Origin of the sequence: Sinorhizobium sp. P24N7, assembly GCF_042436655.1 — a bacterium.
Taxonomy (GTDB): Bacteria; Pseudomonadota; Alphaproteobacteria; order Rhizobiales; family Rhizobiaceae; genus Sinorhizobium; species Sinorhizobium meliloti_A.
The window spans coordinates 234,464-252,597 of sequence record NZ_JBHMIW010000008.1; the positions used below are offsets into that span (position 1 = coordinate 234,464).

Sequence of the window (18,134 nt, forward strand, 5' to 3'; positions counted from 1 at the left end):
GATGCTGTTCGATATCGACCATGTTCCTTTCAGCCGAAAGGGGCGCTTCCTGACGCTGTCGACGATGCGTGTTCCCGGGCGCGACGGGGAGCGTGCGCTTTATCTCAGATGCGTCAGTGGCGGCGACGAGCGTCCTTCGCTTGGACGGCTGTGTCGGGTCGAGTTGCTGGACGGGAAAGGCCGACCGGCGGCGGCGCGCTTCGAACTGTCGCCGGACCAGCTTGTGGCGTGGACCGGCGGGGGCATCGTCCGCTTCGTCATCGGAGACGGCGAACGCTTGCACGTGCGCGGCGAAAATGCCGGCGTGCGTTTCCATGTCGAAGGATCGCGCTACGATTATGTCTACCGCACGCCCGGCGGCGAATGGTGCCTTGTGGCAGCAAGTGAGAACGTGAAACTCATTCCGCGGGCGCGTCTCGGTGATCTGGCCGTTTCCGGCAAATGGGACAGGGACCGGTCCACCGACGTTTCCTTCACGCTCTCGGGCGAGGGGACATTCGAGGGCAATGTCGATTTCTTTCGCGCCCTCCCGCAGCCGAAAGGGCCCGGCAGCTTCGAGGTGGCGCATGCAGCCGTCGCAGCCGAGTTCAGCGCCTGGTATCGATCGATCCCGGCGGGTGTCCCCGGACAGGAGGAAGCGCAACGGCTCGCGGCCTATCTCCTCTGGGCGAATACCGTGCCGGCCGAAGGCGTTCTGACCCGGCCGGCGGTCTACATGTCGAAAAACGCCATGATCAACATCTGGAGCTGGGACAATGCCTTCTCGGCACTTGGCGTGGCCGGCTTCGACGAAGAGCTCGCCTTCGACCAGTTCGCAGCGATCTTCGACCATCAGGACGCTTCCGGCCTGCTGCCGGACTACGTGAACGACCGCGAAGCGCTCTTCGCCTTCACCAAGCCCCCCGTTCACGGCTGGGCCGTGTCCTGCTTGGCGCGCGAAAATCCCGCCTTCCTGACGCCGGAGCGACGGGCCTATCTGCGCGATGCGATCGGCAGGCAGGTCTCCTACTGGCTGACCCACGGCCGCGCCGGCGGCGGCGTGCTGCCGAGCTACTTCCACGGCAATGACAGCGGCTGGGACAATGCGAGTTTCTTTGCCGAAGGCGGCCCGGTTCTGTCACCCGACCTTCCGGTCTTCCTCATCCTGGCCTGCGAGGCGCTTGCCAATCTGCTGGAGGATGATCCGGAAAAGGCAGCCCGCTGGCTTCGCACCGCAGACGAACTTCAAGCGCTCCTCGTCGGCACGCTCTGGACCGGCGAGACTTTTGCCGCGCGTCTTGCCGCCGACCCAGAACGAATTCTCCCTGGGGATAGTCTGATCCAGTTCATGCCGCTGCTGCTGGGCTCCCGCTTGCCGGCAGCGATGTGCCGCCAGCTCGTCGCCCGGCTGGTCGAAGGCGCATTCATTACCGATTGGGGCCCGGCGACGGAAAGCCCCCGGAGTTCCTATTACGAGGACGATGGGTATTGGCGCGGGCCTATCTGGGCGCCGACGACCTATCTCCTCTGGGACGGACTGCGCCGCCAGGGCGAGGGTGCATTGGCGCGGGAAATCGCGCAGAGGTTCTGTGCACTTGCCAATGCACACGGTATGGCCGAAAACTTCGACGCGCGCTCGGGCAGGGGCCTTCGGGATCGGGCATTCGCCTGGACGTCCGCAGTCTACCTGCTGCTGGCGCAATCCCTCCGCGACGAAAACCGGTGAAGAGTTGAAGCCGTCATGCAACGACCGACCATAAAGACGATAGCGCGGGAGACGGGACTGTCGATTGCGACGGTCTCCAAGGCTCTGAAGCATTCTCCGCAGGTTCGCCCGGAGACGAGGGCCATCGTGCTCGATGCGGCCGAGCGCGTGGGCTACGAGCTCAATCTTCATGGCGTGCAGCTGCGCACCGGCAAGACCTATCAGGTTGCCGCCATCATGACGGCGCCGGGCCCGAAGGAAAACGAATGGGAGGGCGTGGAATATGCGCAGCTCCTCAGCGGTATTTCCTGGGCGCTGGAAGAAAGCCCCTATCGCGTCTCGCTCTACGCCGTGCGCGACTTCGAGGAAAGCCAGGAAACGATCAGGCAGATCGTTTCGATGAAGAAGGCCGACGGCATCATCATTTCGGGCACGCGCGCCGACGATCCGCGTATCCGGTTGATGCAGGAAGCGGAGTTCCCCTTCGTGACCTACGGCATGAGCATCCACAATGCGCCGCACGCCTATGTCGACGCCGACAACGCACAGATGATCCGCCTGTCCATGGCGCGGCTGATCGAGCGTGGCCACAGGCGCATCGCGCTGCTCAATCCGAAAGAGCAGTTCACCTACGGTGTCGTTCGCCTGGAAAGCTACCGCAAAGCGCTCGAAGAGGCAGGCCTGTCCTACGATGCCGCGCTCGTCGCTCATGGTCGGCTGACGCCCGCATTCGGCAGGGAAAATGTGGTGGCCATGTCTGCGCTCGCCGATCCGCCCACCGCCTATATCTGTGCCAACGAAGCCACTGCGCTCGGCGCCTTTTCCGGCTTCCACGCGCGCGGGCTGGTGCATGGGCGTGACGCGGTCATCAATGCGACCGACGACCTGAACGTCAGCCAGTATTTCGCACCGCCGATCACGAGCTACTACCTGCCGATCGGCGAGCCGAGCGCGCTGCTCGGCAAATTCATCCTGCGGCGGATGGAGGGAGAACCGCCCGAGGCCCTGCAGACGCTCCTGATGCCGGATCTCATCGAGCGCTCGGACGACCGACTGAGGCCGAAGCTATGAGCGACCAATCCTCCATCGAGGTCGCCGGTTAATATAAACGTTTAAGTTCGATCCGGCCCCGTCGCGCCTGCTCGCCACGTGCGTCCGCCGCCAATCCAGAAAAACGACAAAGGACTTTACCTTGCACATGCCGCTGACGAGCCCCAATCGCTTCAATTCGGCCTTTCGGACGCCTGACAGGCTCGAACTCGGCGTGTGCTACTATCCCGAACAATGGCCGCGCGAGAAATGGGCGGAAGACGCCGGGCGGATGGTCGAGCTCGGCCTCTCCTGGGTCCGCATTGGCGAATTCGCCTGGGCGAAGATAGAGCCGCGGTCGGGCGAATTTCATTGGGAATGGCTGGACGAAGCGATCGACGTTCTGGGCAAGGCCGGCCTCAAGGTCATCCTCGGCACGCCGACGGCGGCCCCGCCGAAATGGCTCGTGGACCGCTATCCCGACATTCTGCCGGTGGACGCGACGGGGGCGGTCCGCAAATTCGGCGCGCGACGCCACTATTGCTTCTCGAGCCGGCGCTACCGCTCCGAGGCGGCGCGCATCACCGAGGCGATGGCGCGCCGCTATGGCGAACACATCTATGTCCATGCCTGGCAGACGGACAATGAATATGGCGACCACGACACGATCTACAGCTATTCCGCCGAAGCGGTCAGGGCGTTCCGCCTGTGGGTGGCCGAACGCTACGGCTCGATCGAGGAACTGAACCGCGCCTGGGGCACCTCGTTCTGGTCGATGAACTACAACAGCTTTGAGGAAATCGATCTGCCGAACAGCCTGGTGGAGGAGCCGAGCCCGACCCACGGTGTTGATTTCATCCGCTTCTCTTCCGATCAGGTGAAGAGCTTCAACAAGGCCCAGGTCGACATTATCCGGGCGCATTCGCCCGGCCGTCCGGTGACGCACAACTTCATGTCGCAGAATACCGATTTCGACCATTACTCCGTCGGCGAGGACATCGACATTGCCTCCTGGGACGTCTACCCGATGGGCGGCCTGCTCAACGGGCGGCTCGCAGCGAAGGACAAGGAGCATTATCTCCGGGTGGGGGATCCCGATCAGCCGGCCTTCAACCACGACCTCTACCGAGCCGTCGGCCGCGGCCGCGTCTGGGTCATGGAGCAGCAGCCGGGGCCCGTGAACTGGGCGGCGCACAACCAGTCGCCGGCCGACGGCATGGTTCGGCTCTGGACCTGGCTCGCCTATGCCCATGGGGTCGACATGGTCTCCTATTTCCGCTGGCGCCAGGCGCCTTTCGCGCAGGAACAGTTTCACGCAGGCCTCCTTCTTCCAAACAGCGAGGCGGATCAGGGCTATCTTGAAGTCGCCGAAGTCGTCGCGGAAATGAAGCGCCTGCCCGAGGGAGAGGTGCGTGGCAAGGCGCAAGTCGCGATCCTTCTCGACTACGAATCGCGCTGGGCGACACGCGTCCTGCCGCAGGGGCGGAGCTATTCCGCTTCGGCGGTTGCGCTCGATTGGTATTCGACGGCGGCGCGTCTGGGGGTCGATGTGGATTTCATAGGCCAGCACTCGGACCTCGACGGATACAAGCTGATCCTTGCGCCGGACCTCGTCGTTGCCGAGGAGGCTTTCGTCGAGCGGCTCGCGCGAGCGGACGCCAAGGTGGTCTTCGGCGCGCGCAGCGGCAGCAAGACGAAGGACATGCACATCCCTGAGGGACTGCCGCCGGGACCGCTGGCGAAGCTCATCGATATCAGCGTCTCGCGGGTTGAATCGTTGCCGGAGTTTCATAGCGAGACCGTTCTCTACGGCAACGAGGCTTATCAGGCGGGCGGCTGGCGCGAGACGGTCAGGACGAACGAGACCGTTCTCGCAAGCTTCGACGGGGAGTATCGTAACGGCGCTCCGGCGCTCGTCGGCAACGACAAGGCACGCTATCTGGCCGTTGCGGCCAACGGCGCATTGCTCGACAAGGTGATCGGCGACGCGCTCGGCTGGGCTGGACTGGAAAGCCTGCCCGACCTCGGCGATCTTCGCGTGACGCGCCGCGGCAATCTCCGTTTCGCCTTCAATTTCGGCCGGACCCCCGCGGAGGTGCCCGCAGGGCCGTCGGCCGAGTTCTACCTGGGGGGCCGCACGCTGAAACCCGTCGATGTTGCGATCTGGAGGGAATGAACCCCGGAGCATCGATGTAGCCGACCTTCAGGCAAGGTCACATCGTCGTGAGCTTGGACTGCACTTGATGACTTGTCGTGCCATTCGCCCTAGGTCGAACGCATGACTATGCTCGTTGTTACGTTCCTTGCGCTCTTCGGTTTCCACTCGGCGGCAGCCGCGCAGGATCAGTCCGTCACCACCTTGCTGACGGCCCTGGCGACCAGAGAAGAGTTGAAACCGCTGAAGACCGTGGTCGTTGCCAGGGACGGGGAGACGATTGCCGAGAAGGGTTATCGCGGCCACACGCCCTCGGAGTCGACCAACATCAAGTCCGCATCGAAATCGATCGTATCCGCACTTGTGGGCATTGCGATCGACAAGGGTCTGCTCGACGGCCCGGAGCAGAAGATCGCGCCGTTCCTGAAGGAAGACCTCCCGTCGCAGGCCGACCCCCGGATCAACGACATCACCATCGGCAACCTGCTTTCGATGCAAGCGGGACTGGGGCGCATGTCCGGACCGAATTACGGCCGCTGGGTGTCGAGCCGCAACTGGGTTCGTTTCGCACTGGCACAGCCCTTCGACGAAGAGCCCGGAGGTCGGATGCTTTATTCGACCGCCTCGACCCATCTGCTCTCGGCAATACTGACCAAGGTCGGCGGCAAGTCGACACTGGCGCTTGCGCGCGAATGGCTCGGTCCGGTCGAGGGTTTCCGGATCGGTGCCTGGGAGCGGGATCCCCAGGGCATCTATCTCGGCGGCAACCAGATGGCGATGAGCGCGCGATCGCTCCTTGCCTTCGGTGAGCTCTATCGCAACCGCGGCCGCACCGCGGACGGACGGCAGGTCGTCCCGGCCGATTGGGTGGAGCTTTCCTGGCAGCCGCGCACGGCCTCCCGTTTTACCGGCGACGGCTACGGATACGGCTGGTTCACGCGCCGGATCGGCGACGAGGATGTGTATTACGCTTGGGGCTATGGCGGCCAGATGCTCTACATAGTGCCGTCCCTGGACCTGACGGTGGTCATGACGTCGGATGAAAGCGGCCCTTCGGCACGCAACGGCTATCGCGACGCTCTGCACGGGGTGCTGGCAGAGATCATCTCCATCGCCAAAGCGGATTGAGGCAGATGGTTCTGCTCTGTGCGCGTTAAACAAACTTGTTAGCAAAAAACGCCAAGGGCGCGTCGACCTTGATGAATTGACGCGCCCGACCGACTGACTGTTGGCCAGTGGGTTTGCTTAGGCCGTTGGCTGCTTCGTCTTCCGGAGATAGGGAAGCACGGTGTCGAACGACCCGAAACGCTGCACGGCGTCCTCGTTGGAGACGGCGGCCGTGATGATGACGTCCTCGCCCTGCTGCCAGTTCGCGGGTGTTGCCACCTGATGCTTGGCGGTGAGTTGGATCGAGTCGATGGCGCGCAGGATCTCGTTGAAGTTGCGGCCGGTGGTCATCGGATAGGTGAGGATCAGCTTGATCTTCTTGTCGGGGCCGATGACGTAGACCGAACGCACCGTGGCGTTATCCGCAGGCGTCCGGCCCTCGGACGTCTCTCCGGCGCCGGCCGGCAGCATGTCGTAGAGCTTTGCCACCTTCAGATCGCGGTCGCCGATCAGCGGGTAGTCGACCTCGAAGCCGGTCGCGACCTTGATGTCGTTCTTCCACTTGGTGTGACTTTCGACCGGGTCGACCGAAATGCCGATGATCTTGACGCCGCGCTTGCGGAACTCCGGCTCGATGCCGGCCATGGCGCCGAGTTCCGTGGTGCAGACGGGAGTAAAGTTCTTCGGATGGGAGAAAAGGACAGCCCAGCCGTCGCCGATCCATTCATGGAAATTGATCGTGCCCTGCGTTGTCTCGGCGGTGAAATCAGGGGCGGTATCGTTGATGCGCAGACTCATGGCGTGTTCCCTCCTGTACGACGAAATTTCGCTAAGAATAACGCAATCGCCGCCGTTTTCGAGGAGGAAACGAGCGATTGACGGCGGCAGAAGGAATGACTGCATCATAGGTGGCCAGGCTGCGGGTATATTTTTGCCGGCTGGCCTAAAAGCCAGGTCTTACAAGCCTTTGCGCGGGCGCGTTGACATCGCTTTGCCACAGCCGCATAGATAGCGCATTCCGAGGGGAGCACCAGACGGTGCTGAGATGGCGTTGAGCCGGACCCTTGAACCTGATCCGGGTCATGCCGGCGTAGGAACGGAAAGAAGGCCGCCAGCGGCAAGTTCTCCTTTTCATCGCCTTTCCTGGATCTCCGTGATGTTCCGTCTGGAGATCGATCGATGACGTCCACTGCCGTACCGCTCGCAAGCATCATCCGCCCTCGTGCGAAGGAGGACTGGGCATGACGGCGATTGCACTCACCATCGCCGGCTCGGACTCCGGCGGCGGCGCCGGTATTCAGGCGGACCTCAAGACGTTTTCAGCGCTCGGCGTTTACGGCGCCAGCGTCATCACTGCGATCACGGCCCAGAACACCAGGGGTGTGACGGCCGTCGAGGATGTCTCCGCTGAAGTCGTGTCGGCGCAGATGGACGCCGTCTTCTCCGATCTCGACGTGAAGGCCGTCAAGATCGGCATGGTCTCGCGTCGGGAAACAATCGCCGCCATTGCCGATGGATTGCGCCGGTCCGGAAAACGGGCGGTCGTGGATCCGGTCATGGTTGCGACCTCCGGCGACGCGTTGCTTCGGCCGGATGCCGTTACGGCGCTCATCGAAGAGCTGTTGCCGCTGGCGCTCGTCGCCACGCCCAATCTTGCCGAGGCCGCGCTCATGACCGGGCGCGCAATCGCCGAGGACGAGGCGGAGATGGCGCGCCAGGCGGAAGCGATCATGCGGACCGGCGCATATGCGGTTCTGGTCAAGGGCGGGCACCTGGAGGGCCAGGAGGCCACAGACCTCTTCTTCGACGGCGACACTCTTGTCCGCCTTCCCGCCGCGCGGATCGAGACGCGCAACGACCACGGCACCGGCTGCACGCTGTCGGCAGCCATTGCCGCCGGCCTTGCGAAAGGCTTGCCGCTGGTCGAAGCGGTGAGTGCCGCCAAGTCCTATCTGCATGCCGCAATCTCTGCGGCCGACCGCCTGGAGATAGGCCAGGGGCGCGGCCCGGTCCATCATTTCCACTGGTGGTGGGAAGATTGACTGCCGGGTGACGGCTCGGGGAGCTGAAGTGCCTCGCTATCGCCACTGTTGTTCAGCAGCATGACGGCGTCCATGGCTTCGATTGGCGATCGGTTCTCGCGATATGCATTTTCTTACCCGCCGGCTGGAGGCTTTCAACCGTGACGACCTGCCGGATTGGCGGCGGTCGCCTGGCAGGGTGCGGCGTTGTCTTTCGATGCTGCCGTCGCTGGTCGAATATTCGCTTTTCTATGCGCTGGCACTCGTTGCCCTTACGGCGGTCATCGCGCTAATGGCAGCCGCTTGGATCGTCGATCGCCGCAAGGTCTGACGGCGAAGGGCGAAAAGGCCGCGCACAGGTGGCGCGGCCGCGGTCGCCTCAAGCGGCGTTGTTTTCCGTAATCGTATTCTCGACGTAATATTTGCCGTAGCGGTGGCGGTATTTCTCCGCCCCGTCGAAGTCGCTGTATTTGCCGAGTTCGTTCATGTCCGTCTTGTTGAGGATGACGCCAAGCACCTTCGAGTTGATCAATGGTTCCGAGTTGAGGAGATCGCGTACGAGCCGCGAAGGCGTCCTTCCCCACTCGACCACGAAGAGAATACCGTCGGCAAGCGGCGCGAAAGCCTTGGCGTCGACGACGGGGGCGAGTGCGGCAAGATCGACGACGACGTAGTCGAAGGCGTTGCGGGCGTTCTCGATGAGGTTCGCCATGGCCGGGGAGGCGAGCAGTTCATTGCTCTGATGCCGCTGATGCGATGCGCCGCCGGCCGGAAGGATTGCGAGCTTGGTGCGCTGGTCCACCTTGATTCCGGCGGGCCAGGTGGCTTCTCCGGTCAGCGTTTCGACGAGCCCGGTGCGCGGGGCGGGCGTGATCATCTGAGTCAGTCCCGGCTTGCGTATATCGGCATCGATGAGCAGGGTCCGCTTGCCGCTCGCCGCCAGAAGTGCGGCGAAGTTCGCGGCAATGATCGACTTTCCCTCGTCCGGAAGGGCCGATGCAATGGCGATCACGCGGCTTTCGCTGCCGGCGAGCATCTGGTCGCAGGCAAGCTTGGCGTTGCGGAAGGTCTCCGCGAAGGTCGAACGCGGCGCATCGACGACGATGCGCGAAAGTCGTTGGAACGGCATCGTGTCGTCCACAGCTTCGTCGTGTCTTTTCACCGAGCCGAAATGCGCATGGACCAGTTGTGCCTTCTTCTTCATGCGCGTTCCGAGCAGCGGGACGTAGCCGAGCGAGCGATGGCCGAGGATCGAGCGTATGTCGCCTTCCAGGCGGAAAGTCCGTTCGCGGAATTCGAGGAAGGCCGCGTAAGCCCCGCCGACCATCATGCCGAGCACGGCCGAGAGCGCGAGAGTCATCGTTTTCTTGGGGCTCGACGGCGACACGGGCACGCCGGCCTCGGAGATGACGCGCGCCTTGGCGATCGGGAAGGATTGCTGCTGCGTCGCCTGTTCGTAGCGGCCGAGATAGGATTCGTAGAGCGTCTTCAGAGCCGCTGCCTTCTGTTCGAGCTCCCTTAATTGAACGAGTTGCTCGCTGGCGTCGGAGGTCTTGCCGGCAATGCCCTGAATGCTCTTCCTGAGCGATGCCTCGCGCGACTGCGCGACCTCGTATTCGTTCTTGTAGCTTGCGGTGAGCTGCTGCAGTTCCTGGTAGATCTGCCGTGCGACATCCTCCTGCTCGGCGCGGAGCGATACCGCCTGCGGGTGGTCGGCGCCGAAATTGTCCGAGACTTCCCGCTCGCGCTTGCCGACGGTGAGATAGCGGGTCCGAAGGTCGCGGATCACCGAATTGTCACCCTCCTTTGAGGAAATGGTGGCGTTCTTGACCGCGTTCTCCGGTCCCTGATCGACGATCGACTTGTACTGGTTGTAACGGGCCGACGCACTTGCCGTATCGGCTTGGGCGACGATGAGCTGGCTGTTGAGATCGGCCATCTGCTGCTCGGACATCAGCTCGCCCCGTGCAGCCGTCAGACCGTTCTCGGCCCTGAAATGCGCGACTTCGAGCGCGGCAGCCTGCGAGCGCTGCTGAAGATCCGTAAGCCGTTCCTGCAGCCAGACGGAAGCGCGCTCGGTCGCCTCGAAATTGGCGTTCAACTGATCTGTCAGATAGGCACTTGCGTAACCGCGCGCGATGGTCGCCGCAAGCAAGGGGTCGCTTGAGCGAAAGGCAACGGCCACGACCGAGCTGCGCGAAACACGCTCGACCGCGAGCGATTGCTGTATGATCGCGGCTGCCTTCTGCCGCCGTCCGTTGCGCGCCTGTTCTTCCGTAACGTCGGGACCGCCGGAAAAAAGCCCGGTTGCCGATTTCAACCAGTCCTTGACGACGGCAACGGGCGACTGCGGCGGATTGAGTATCGTATCGTTTTCGTCGAGTTTGAGCTTGTCGACGACGCGCAATGCGAGTTCGCCGGACTTCAGGATCTCGACCGCACTCGCAATCTGCGTGTCGAGCATTTGGCTGTTTACCGGGGTAGGCTCCTCCTCGGCATATTTGGACAGGTTTTCGTCGAGAAGGATCTGCGTCATCGACGTGTAATAGGGCGTGGCAAACAGGAGATAAGCGACCCCCAGCGCAATGAAGAGCAGGACGAATGCGGCCACGAGCCGGGCACGACGAAAGACTGCGGCGACAAGCCGGTCGAGGTCGATAAAGCCGTCTGACTGTTCTTCGCTGGGTATGATGCTGCTCAATGGAACGCTTCTTTGTTTCATGGGGGCCGTTCTGTTCATCTTCTTCTCCGGTCCTTGTTCCGGCAGTCCCGAAGGACTGCCGGAAGCCGCCGCTTATGCCGCCCGGATGCGGCTTTCGTGAGACAGAACCATGTCGCGGACGGATTCGAAAACGATATCGCCGATGTCCGCACGAGCAAGCGCGAAGGCGACATTGGCTTCGATGAAGCCCTGCTTCGAACCGCAGTCGAAGGTGCGGCCCTCATAGGGATGCGCGTGGAAGGACTGGGATTGCGAAAGCGTCAGCATGCCATCGGTCAACTGGATCTCATTGCCGGCGCCGCGCGTCTGGTGGGCCAGGATCGAGAAGATTTCCGGCTGAAGGATGTAGCGACCGTTGAGATAGTAGTTGGACGGCGCCTTTCCTGCGGCGGGCTTTTCGACCATCTCGGTCACGGAGAAACCGTGCCGGACCGTCTCGCCCTTGCCGACGATGCCGTATTTCGATGCTTCCTCGGGGGCGCATTGCTCGACGCCGACGACGTTGTCCCCAACCTCGTGATAGAGATCCATGAGGCCGGCCATGCAACCGCGCGCGCCGAAGGAGACCATGTCGGGCAGCAGAAGCGCGAAGGGCTCGTCGCCGATCAAGTCACGCGCACACCATACCGCGTGCCCGAGGCCGAGGGGGGCCTGCTGGCGGGTAAAGCTGACCGAGCCGGCTGCCGGCAACATGGCCTCGAGTTCGGAAATCTGCGCGCTTTTGCCCGAGCGTGAAAGCGACGAGATGAGTTCCGGCGCGTCGTCGAAATGGTCCTCGATCACCTGCTTGTTCCGGCTGGTGACGAAGACGATATGCTCGATTCCGGCCTGGCGGGCCTCATCCACGGCATATTGAACGACTGGCCGGTCGACGATCGTCAACATCTCCTTGGGCACTGCCTTTGTCGCCGGGAGGAACCTCGTTCCGTTTCCGGCAACCGGGATTACTGCTTTTCTGACGGTCCTGACACGGTCCATTTCATCATCCTTTGCTTATTGGGGGTCGTTGCCCAGCGGGGATCGTTCAGCCGCCGCCGTCATGGGGGCGGCACGGGGGGCCGAATGGGAGGAGGGATGCACGAATCGCGCGGCAAGGCGGCGCAATCGGGCAGCGATCGGCATGCTGAGATGCCGGAGCGCAAGTGGGTCGGCCAGCGCGGTCTTGAACGCACCGGCCAACGATCTCTTTTTCAACTGCTCGACGAGCACCAGAAACGAGCGAGCTTCGCGGAAGCCGCGCATGCGCCTGCGCTGCATTTTCTGCGCCGGGCCGTCGAGCGCGTAGCGGCGCAGGAAGGCTTCGTCGGCGGCGATCATCGCGTCTATATGATCGAGCCTCAACACACGCGAGATGGAATCCTCGCGGATATGATAGATATAGCCGGCGGAAGGCTCGACCGCGCAGCGCCCGCCACAGGCAAGCGCCGATGCCAGCAGGATGTAGTCCTCGCCGATGCGCAGCGTCTCGTCGAAGCGAAGCTGCTGGTTTTCCAGAAAACGGCGCTCGAAGATCGGTTTCATGTAGCCGAAATTGTGCTCGGATCGAAAGAGCACGTTGGATTCGATGAAGGCGGGAAGCGTGAGCTGCGGCAGCCGGGCGAGGTCGGCTTCGGAGAACATCCTGAGACTGCGCCCGTCCAGCGACACGACGTCGAGATTGTCGACGGCGATCTGCGCCCCGGCCGTGTCCGCTCGTTCGATCATCCGCCTGAGCCGGTCCGCCCGGACCGTGTCGTCCGAATCGAGAACGGCGATCCACCGGCCGCGCGCCGCGTCGATGCCGGCATTGCGCGCGCCGCCCGGACCGCGGTTGCGATCGAGGGCGATCAGGCGGACCCGGGGATCCGGGATCGCCGCCACGAGCGCGGGCGTCGCATCTGCCGAGCGATCGTCGACGACTACGACCTCGACGGTCACGCCTTCCTGCGCCAGTGCGCTTTCGATCGCGCGCACGATCGTATCCGCGGAATTATAGGCGGCCACGACGAATGTGACGTCGGGGACCTTATCGATCGCCGGACGGGTCATGCCGAGGTCACCTCGCGGGCTCCGTATTGTTCGATTTCCTTCAACCCCAGCAGGCCGCTGATGACGCCGGCATGCAGTACGGCGCGTAGCGCAAAGCGGTTCCGCCTTGCGGCCGAAGGAAAGCAGAGGACCGCGGCAGTTGCGCAAAAGCCGGACTTTGCGCCGGCAAGGGCGACATTCCAGGCCTGACGCAAGCCATTGGCTTTCTCGGCGAGAAGGCGTCCATGGGTCTGTCCGGAGCGGAAACGACGCTTCGCGAGCCAGGCAAGCGAGGCCCTGTTTTCCGGTACCGGCTCATGCACCCAGGCTTCCGGCGAAAAGGCGATCATTCCGCCGGCGCTGTGCATTCCGGCGAAGAAATCCGTGTCCTCGCCGCCGCTCTTGCCGAGCGAAAGCTTGAAGCGCCGGCCATGGAGCGAGGCCGCATCGCGCCTGAGCAGCGCATTGCAGGTGTATCCGGTCCGGATTTCTCCCTTTACCCAGACCGGCAGTGTCGAGTGGAAATCCCCGTTGCGCATCCAGCCGGGAGCCGTAGGCCCGTAATGCGCCCTGACGGGACCGAGCACGGCGGCGGCGCCCGTGATGCGCGCCGTTTCCAGAAGCCGGATCAGCCAGTCGCCGGAAACGGTCTCGTCGTCATCGAGGAAGGCAAGGAAGTCGCCGGTGCTGTTGTCGAGGCAGCAATTGCGGGCGATCGAGATATTCGAGTGCGGGCAGTGAACGTAGAGGATGTCGAACGGCATCTGCGGCCGAAGCCCTTCGACTAGAGCCCTGGCGCTCGGTTCCGCGTCGTTGTCGGCGACGATGACGCGCAAGCTGGCGCGCTCCGGCACGTTCATCGCAGCCAGCGAGCGAAGCGTTTCGGCAAGCTCCGGCCGGCGGTACGTGCAGACGCCGATGTCGATGTGAAGCGTTTTGTTCGGCATCAGGCCACCCTGCGGCGGAAGTCGAGGAGTTCCCGCCAGAACCCGGCGGACCAGGCAAGGTGCATGACCATGGCTGCAACGGCTGCAAGCGGTCCGTAAGGATTACGCTGGCCGAGCGCCATCCAGACGCCATAGCCGAGGCACGCGGCAGCCCAAACCCCCACCGGCACCACGGCCATCCAGTTGACGATCGCGAGAAGCGCGCCGAAAGCGATGGGTGCCACCGCAAGCGGCAGCATCTGCCTGAGCCCCGGCATTGCCCGGTGCTTGAGGAAGTTCTTTGCCCGGCCGCGGCCGTAGCCGAAATACTGCCAAAACAGCGGGACGAGCTTGGCACGGGGATAGTAGACCATGCTCGTCTTGTCGGTCATCCAGATCCGGTAGCCCGCTTTTCCGAGGCGATAGTCGAGTTCGGCGTCCTCGTTGTGGCTGAAGCTCTCGTCATAGCCTCCAACAGCCTCGAAGGCTTCGATGCGCATCAATGCATGATGACCGTGCTCGGCCCAGTGCCCGACGGCACCGGTGCGGTGCTTCGAGCCGCCATTGCCGAGCTTGGAGTTCTGCGCGAAGGCCGTTGCCTTCTGGAAGGTGCTGAAACCGACGGTCTGCATGGCGACCACGACCGAATCCGCGCCGGTCGCCAGCGCGTCCTCGACAAGCCGCTCGCAATAATCGTCCGGATAGGTCCCGTGGGCGTCGATGCGGATCAGGTAGTCGCTGCCGGCGCCGAGTTCGGCGACGGCGCGATTGACCGCCGCGCTTTGTATGCGCTTCGGATTGTCGAGGAAGAGCACCCGCGGATCCTCAGTGGCAAGGCGACGGGCGATCTCCCGCGTTCCGTCCGTGCTGCCGCCGTCGGCAATGACCACCCGCGCGTTCAAGGGCGTGAGCGACGGACGCAGCTTTTCGATCAGCGCCTCGATATGCGAGGCCTCGTTGAGGCAGGGTATGACGATAAGGCTCGACGTGGACGTCAGTTCATCGGAGCTCATAGAAATCCACCTTCGTTGTGGCTGGAACCGGCCATCGCGACTACGGGAGCGGTCTGCGGCGCCTGGAGCGTGAGCGCTGCCAGCTGCCGCACCAGGGTTTCGCAATCCGCCCGGTCGAACACCCAGGATCCCGGATTGCAGCGGCCGATACGCTCTGCGGCGTCGGCATAGCGTTTTGGCGTCAGCGAGCCGAGAGTTGTGGCGAGGCTCTCGGGGTCGGCTCCCTCGAGAACGAAGCCGATGCTCCGCACGGACAGGAAACGAGCGGTCTCCGTCCCCTTCATGGCGATCGGAATTCGGCCGTGGCGGCAGCCTTCATAAAGCCTGTTCGGCAGCAGCCAGGCAGAATTCTGGCCCTCCTCGAAGAAGTCGATCGCCCAGGTGAAGTGGACCTCGCCATAGATTTCCGCCAGGTCTTCAGGATTGCGATAGGCGCCTTCGAACCGCATGAAGGGCTCGTTGCGAACGAAGCCGTCGAAATCGTCGAATTCGGAATAGGCGGGCCTGCCGCGCAGAACGATCTCGAAGCGGCCCTCCATCTTTCGCGAGAATTCCGCGAGAAGGGCGAGCGACCTGCGGCAGCGCAGCGCTCCGAACCAGCCGATCTTCCAGGGTGCGCCGGGCGGCGGGCATTCGGCCGGTGAGGCCGTCCGCCGCTCGACCGTGCCGTCGATTTCGAGCACCTTGTTTTCCAGAAGCATCGGCGGAGCGCCGATGCCGGAAAGGGGCCGGAAGTAATGCTCGATGAAGGCGGGGGAGCTGGTGATCAACAGGCGCGCATTCTTGCCGAGTTGGCTTTCGGCTCCGCGCAGCATCCGCCCGACGATATCCTTGCGCAGCATGAGGCGGTGGATATCGAGGCATTCGTAGACGATAGGAACCGTACCGCCGAAGAACGCGACCGCTCTCCTCGCCACGGCAAGCATCTCCAGATTGCGCGCGATGATCACATCCGGCTTGCGGACATGGCCGAGCTGGCGTTGCAGCGACAGGCAGGCGCGAGCGACGGCACCGATCCGCTGGGCGAAACGGCCGTCGGCGGTGGTTCCGAGTTCGATCGGCTCGACGCCGTCGATGGCGGCCAGAGGATTGTCGCCGCGGCGGAATCCGGCGAGCGTCACGCGTGCGCCACCCGCGACGAGCGTTAGGGTTCTCCGGCGCACTGCGGGATCGGCAAGATCCTGTGCCAGATAGAGTATCTGCAGCATGAAAACGTCCGTTTTCCTGCCCAGCCCGGGGCTGAGCTTAGTTCAATTCTTTGTGCACTGCAACAAAATGGATAAATTACTCAGTTACCCGCCATTCACTCGGATTGCGCCCGCTCCAGCTGGCACGCTACCGACTCGGCGAACTGGCACTCGTCGCCGGCAGCAGTGAAGGCGACGCGATCGACCTGGAGCTTTGTCGGCTCCTTGTAGGAGAAGGTGCCCATCCAGTCGGTGAGCGTGTCCGTCCCCCAGAGGCTGAAGAAGATCTTCTGGGCGTTTACCGGGATCTTCGCCGGATCGGTCACTTCGTGAACCAGTTCGCCGTTGACGTAGTAGCGGATGCGATTCTTTTCCCAGACGAAGGCGTAGTCGTTGAAACCCTGGTTGGCGCCGCCCGGAACGTCGGCGAGAAATTCGTTGCCGCCCTTTGCCGATACATACTGGTTGATCTGGACCTTCGCCGTGTTCTTTCCGAGAACCTCGAAATCGATCTCGTCATGCGGCTTCTTGTCGGTCGGACCGATATAGGTGAAGAAGGCCGAGTTCAGCCCGGAACCGTCGGCCGCCTTTATCCGCGCCTCGTAGGTGCCGTAGCCGAAGCGCTTGCGCGTCTGAATTTCCCCGCAGGCGAAGTTGCGCTCCTTTACCTTCTTCTCCTCGAAGGTTAGTTCCAGAATGCCGTCGACGGTCTTCACCTGCTTCTTCGACCAGGTGCAATTCTGATGCCCGCCATTGTTCCATCCGTCCGAGACGAACCAGACGCGGGTGTCGAGAGTGTCGAAGTCGTCCTTGAAGGAGGTGCCGTTGGCGCCTTCCTGCGCGGCCGCAGCGTCTGCAAGGCCGGCGAGAGGGAGCGTTGCGATGAAAGCGAGACGGGCAAAGCGTCTGTAGCGATCGATTGTCATGGTCGTTACCTTTGCTGGGGCGAATAGCCTGCCTGCGCGCCTTGCGGCGGCTGCGTGGCCATTCGTTTCGTACCTGTTCGGCTGCCGGTGAGCACTCCAAGCAGATCCGGCGCCAAGCGCCCTACGAGATTGTGGGACGCAACGAGGATCGCAATGGCGATGAACGGCGCGGTGAAATAGAAGAGCGGGTAATAGCTGAGCCCGGTGCGGTTCCAGATCATCCAGAACAACACGAGCAGCGGATAGTGGCCGCAGAAGATCCAGAAGCTCAGTCCACTCCCGCGGCCAAATCTTTCACCGAAGCGGGTGCGCACGAGCAGCTCCGAGATCGCCCAGGAGCCGATGATTCCCGCAATCGACGTCAGGCGAAGTGCCATGTCGAGCCAAAGCGGGAAATCCGGGCCGGTGTAATAGAGGCCGACGGCGATCACGACTGCGATTGCCAGGAACCCGGCCGCGATCGGTGCAGCGAAGCGATCAAGCATTTTGATGTTCACGCCATGCAGGCTCGCACAGATTCCAGCCGAGAAGCCGAACAGGATGGATTTCTTGAGAAATATTCCGTTTGGCAGCGGCAGTATCGCATAGGCGAGCAGTGCAAGGAGCGTCACGCGCGGATAACGGCTCACCAGCAATGCCAGAAGCGGCGACAGCAGGATACAGAGCATCAGGTCGCGCAGGAAATACAGGGGCAGATTGACGGGCGTTGCCTCGAGCGCGAAGGCCATGCTCAGCCACTGGCGCGGGGTCGCATTAATCGTGTCGGGCAGATAGCCGAAGCCGAGGCCCTGGCGCTGGATGGCGTAGACCACCACAAAGAAGGAGACGCTCCAGATAAGGAACGGCAGGAGAACGGTCCGCGCCTTGGTCTTCAGTGTCTTCCAATAGTCGAAATCGGCAAGGCCCCTGCGAAAGAGAAGATAGCCGGAGATCGCGCTGAGGCACGGCACACCGATCCGAAACAGGCTTTCGCCGAGAAAGACGCGAATCCAGTCCAACATGCCGTAGTTGCCCAGAAAGGGACTCCACTGCGGATTGTACGGGACGTGCACAAATACGATGCCGGAGATCAGCAGAATACGCATCAGGTTGATGCGCGCCGAGACATTCGCGTCCATACTCACGATATCAGTCACTCCCTATCGGGCAGCGCCTCGCGGCAGCCGTTTCAACAGAGCAGACCTCAGCCCGCAGGATGAGAAACTAGGGCACTCCCGAAGAAAAAATATGGCGTTGCAGCAGAAAAGCGAACAGAATCATGCTGCAGTGCACCTAAGCCGCGAGCTCGCGCAAAGAAGATAGCCGCCGGCAGGGGGGTCGCATTCTTGAAAAATCCCGGTTTCGCGGCATGTTGCAG

15 protein-coding genes and 1 riboswitch are annotated in these 18,134 nt (G+C 62.8%); of the genes, 6 read left to right on the forward strand and 9 right to left on the reverse strand.

The features are described 5' to 3' along the window. The first annotated feature begins 1 nt into the window (after position 1). The 4 genes from ACFHWW_RS16450 (at position 2) to ACFHWW_RS16465 (ending at position 5,996) form a co-directional block, all read left to right on the forward strand. The gene (locus tag ACFHWW_RS16450; protein WP_379939298.1) at positions 2–1,705 is read left to right on the forward strand and encodes an amylo-alpha-1,6-glucosidase; all 1,704 of its coding nucleotides are present in this window, start codon (positions 2–4) and stop codon (positions 1,703–1,705) included. A gap of 15 nt (positions 1,706–1,720) precedes the next feature. Then, on the forward strand, positions 1,721–2,755 hold the full coding sequence (locus ACFHWW_RS16455; RefSeq protein ID WP_379939300.1) for a LacI family DNA-binding transcriptional regulator: 1,035 nt from the start codon (positions 1,721–1,723) through the stop codon (positions 2,753–2,755). Positions 2,756–2,876: 121 nt separating this feature from the next. Beyond that, positions 2,877–4,889, forward strand: coding sequence for a beta-galactosidase (locus ACFHWW_RS16460; RefSeq protein WP_379939302.1), 2,013 nt, complete (start codon positions 2,877–2,879; stop codon positions 4,887–4,889). Between the two features lie 102 nt (positions 4,890–4,991). Beyond that, a complete protein-coding gene (locus ACFHWW_RS16465; protein WP_379939304.1) occupies positions 4,992–5,996 on the forward strand; it encodes a serine hydrolase domain-containing protein in 1,005 nt (334 codons plus the stop codon). 117 nt (positions 5,997–6,113) lie between these two features. Here ACFHWW_RS16465 and ACFHWW_RS16470 read toward each other — a convergent pair whose 3' ends face one another. Next, complete coding sequence (locus ACFHWW_RS16470) at positions 6,114–6,773, reverse strand: peroxiredoxin (protein WP_018098374.1); 660 nt, start codon at positions 6,771–6,773, stop codon at positions 6,114–6,116. Positions 6,774–6,986: 213 nt separating this feature from the next. Further along, positions 6,987–7,089, forward strand: a riboswitch (TPP riboswitch). Positions 7,090–7,216: 127 nt separating this feature from the next. On the opposite strand from ACFHWW_RS16470, the gene thiD reads away from it, so the two are divergent. Beyond that, on the forward strand, positions 7,217–8,017 hold the full coding sequence (gene thiD, locus ACFHWW_RS16475; protein WP_379939306.1) for a bifunctional hydroxymethylpyrimidine kinase/phosphomethylpyrimidine kinase: 801 nt from the start codon (positions 7,217–7,219) through the stop codon (positions 8,015–8,017). Between the two features lie 103 nt (positions 8,018–8,120). Beyond that, positions 8,121–8,327, forward strand: coding sequence for a hypothetical protein (locus tag ACFHWW_RS16480; protein ID WP_201269672.1), 207 nt, complete (start codon positions 8,121–8,123; stop codon positions 8,325–8,327). Positions 8,328–8,375: 48 nt separating this feature from the next. Here ACFHWW_RS16480 and exoP read toward each other — a convergent pair whose 3' ends face one another. The 8 genes from exoP to exoH all read right to left on the reverse strand — a co-directional run bounded on the left by exoP (position 8,376) and on the right by exoH (position 17,895). Next, positions 8,376–10,736 carry a succinoglycan biosynthesis transport protein ExoP gene (gene exoP / locus ACFHWW_RS16485; RefSeq protein ID WP_275599225.1) on the reverse strand — a complete coding sequence of 787 codons (2,361 nt, stop codon included), beginning with the start codon at positions 10,734–10,736 and terminating at the stop codon, positions 8,376–8,378. 54 nt (positions 10,737–10,790) lie between these two features. Then, entirely contained in the window at positions 10,791–11,696 is a 906-nt protein-coding gene (locus ACFHWW_RS16490) for a UTP--glucose-1-phosphate uridylyltransferase (RefSeq protein ID WP_379939309.1), read from the reverse strand. Between the two features lie 15 nt (positions 11,697–11,711). Beyond that, the gene (gene exoO / locus ACFHWW_RS16495; protein WP_379939311.1) at positions 11,712–12,746 is read right to left on the reverse strand and encodes a succinoglycan biosynthesis glycosyltransferase ExoO; all 1,035 of its coding nucleotides are present in this window, start codon (positions 12,744–12,746) and stop codon (positions 11,712–11,714) included. Next, the gene (exoM, locus tag ACFHWW_RS16500; RefSeq protein ID WP_324763610.1) at positions 12,743–13,672 is read right to left on the reverse strand and encodes a succinoglycan biosynthesis glycosyltransferase ExoM; all 930 of its coding nucleotides are present in this window, start codon (positions 13,670–13,672) and stop codon (positions 12,743–12,745) included. The genes exoO and exoM overlap by 4 nt, the downstream gene beginning before the upstream one ends. Beyond that, positions 13,672–14,664: a succinoglycan biosynthesis glycosyltransferase ExoA gene (gene exoA / locus ACFHWW_RS16505; RefSeq protein WP_324763611.1), complete on the reverse strand. Its 993-nt coding sequence runs from the start codon at positions 14,662–14,664 to the stop codon at positions 13,672–13,674. The genes exoM and exoA overlap by 1 nt, the downstream gene beginning before the upstream one ends. Continuing rightward, positions 14,661–15,872 carry a succinoglycan biosynthesis glycosyltransferase ExoL gene (gene exoL, locus ACFHWW_RS16510; RefSeq protein WP_379939314.1) on the reverse strand — a complete coding sequence of 404 codons (1,212 nt, stop codon included), beginning with the start codon at positions 15,870–15,872 and terminating at the stop codon, positions 14,661–14,663. The genes exoA and exoL overlap by 4 nt, the downstream gene beginning before the upstream one ends. 95 nt (positions 15,873–15,967) lie before the next feature. Then, complete coding sequence (gene exoK, locus ACFHWW_RS16515; protein WP_379939316.1) at positions 15,968–16,777, reverse strand: endo-1,3-1,4-beta-glycanase ExoK; 810 nt, start codon at positions 16,775–16,777, stop codon at positions 15,968–15,970. 5 nt (positions 16,778–16,782) lie between these two features. Beyond that, entirely contained in the window at positions 16,783–17,895 is a 1,113-nt protein-coding gene (gene exoH / locus ACFHWW_RS16520) for a succinoglycan biosynthesis protein ExoH (protein ID WP_379939393.1), read from the reverse strand. Positions 17,896–18,134 lie beyond the last annotated feature (239 nt).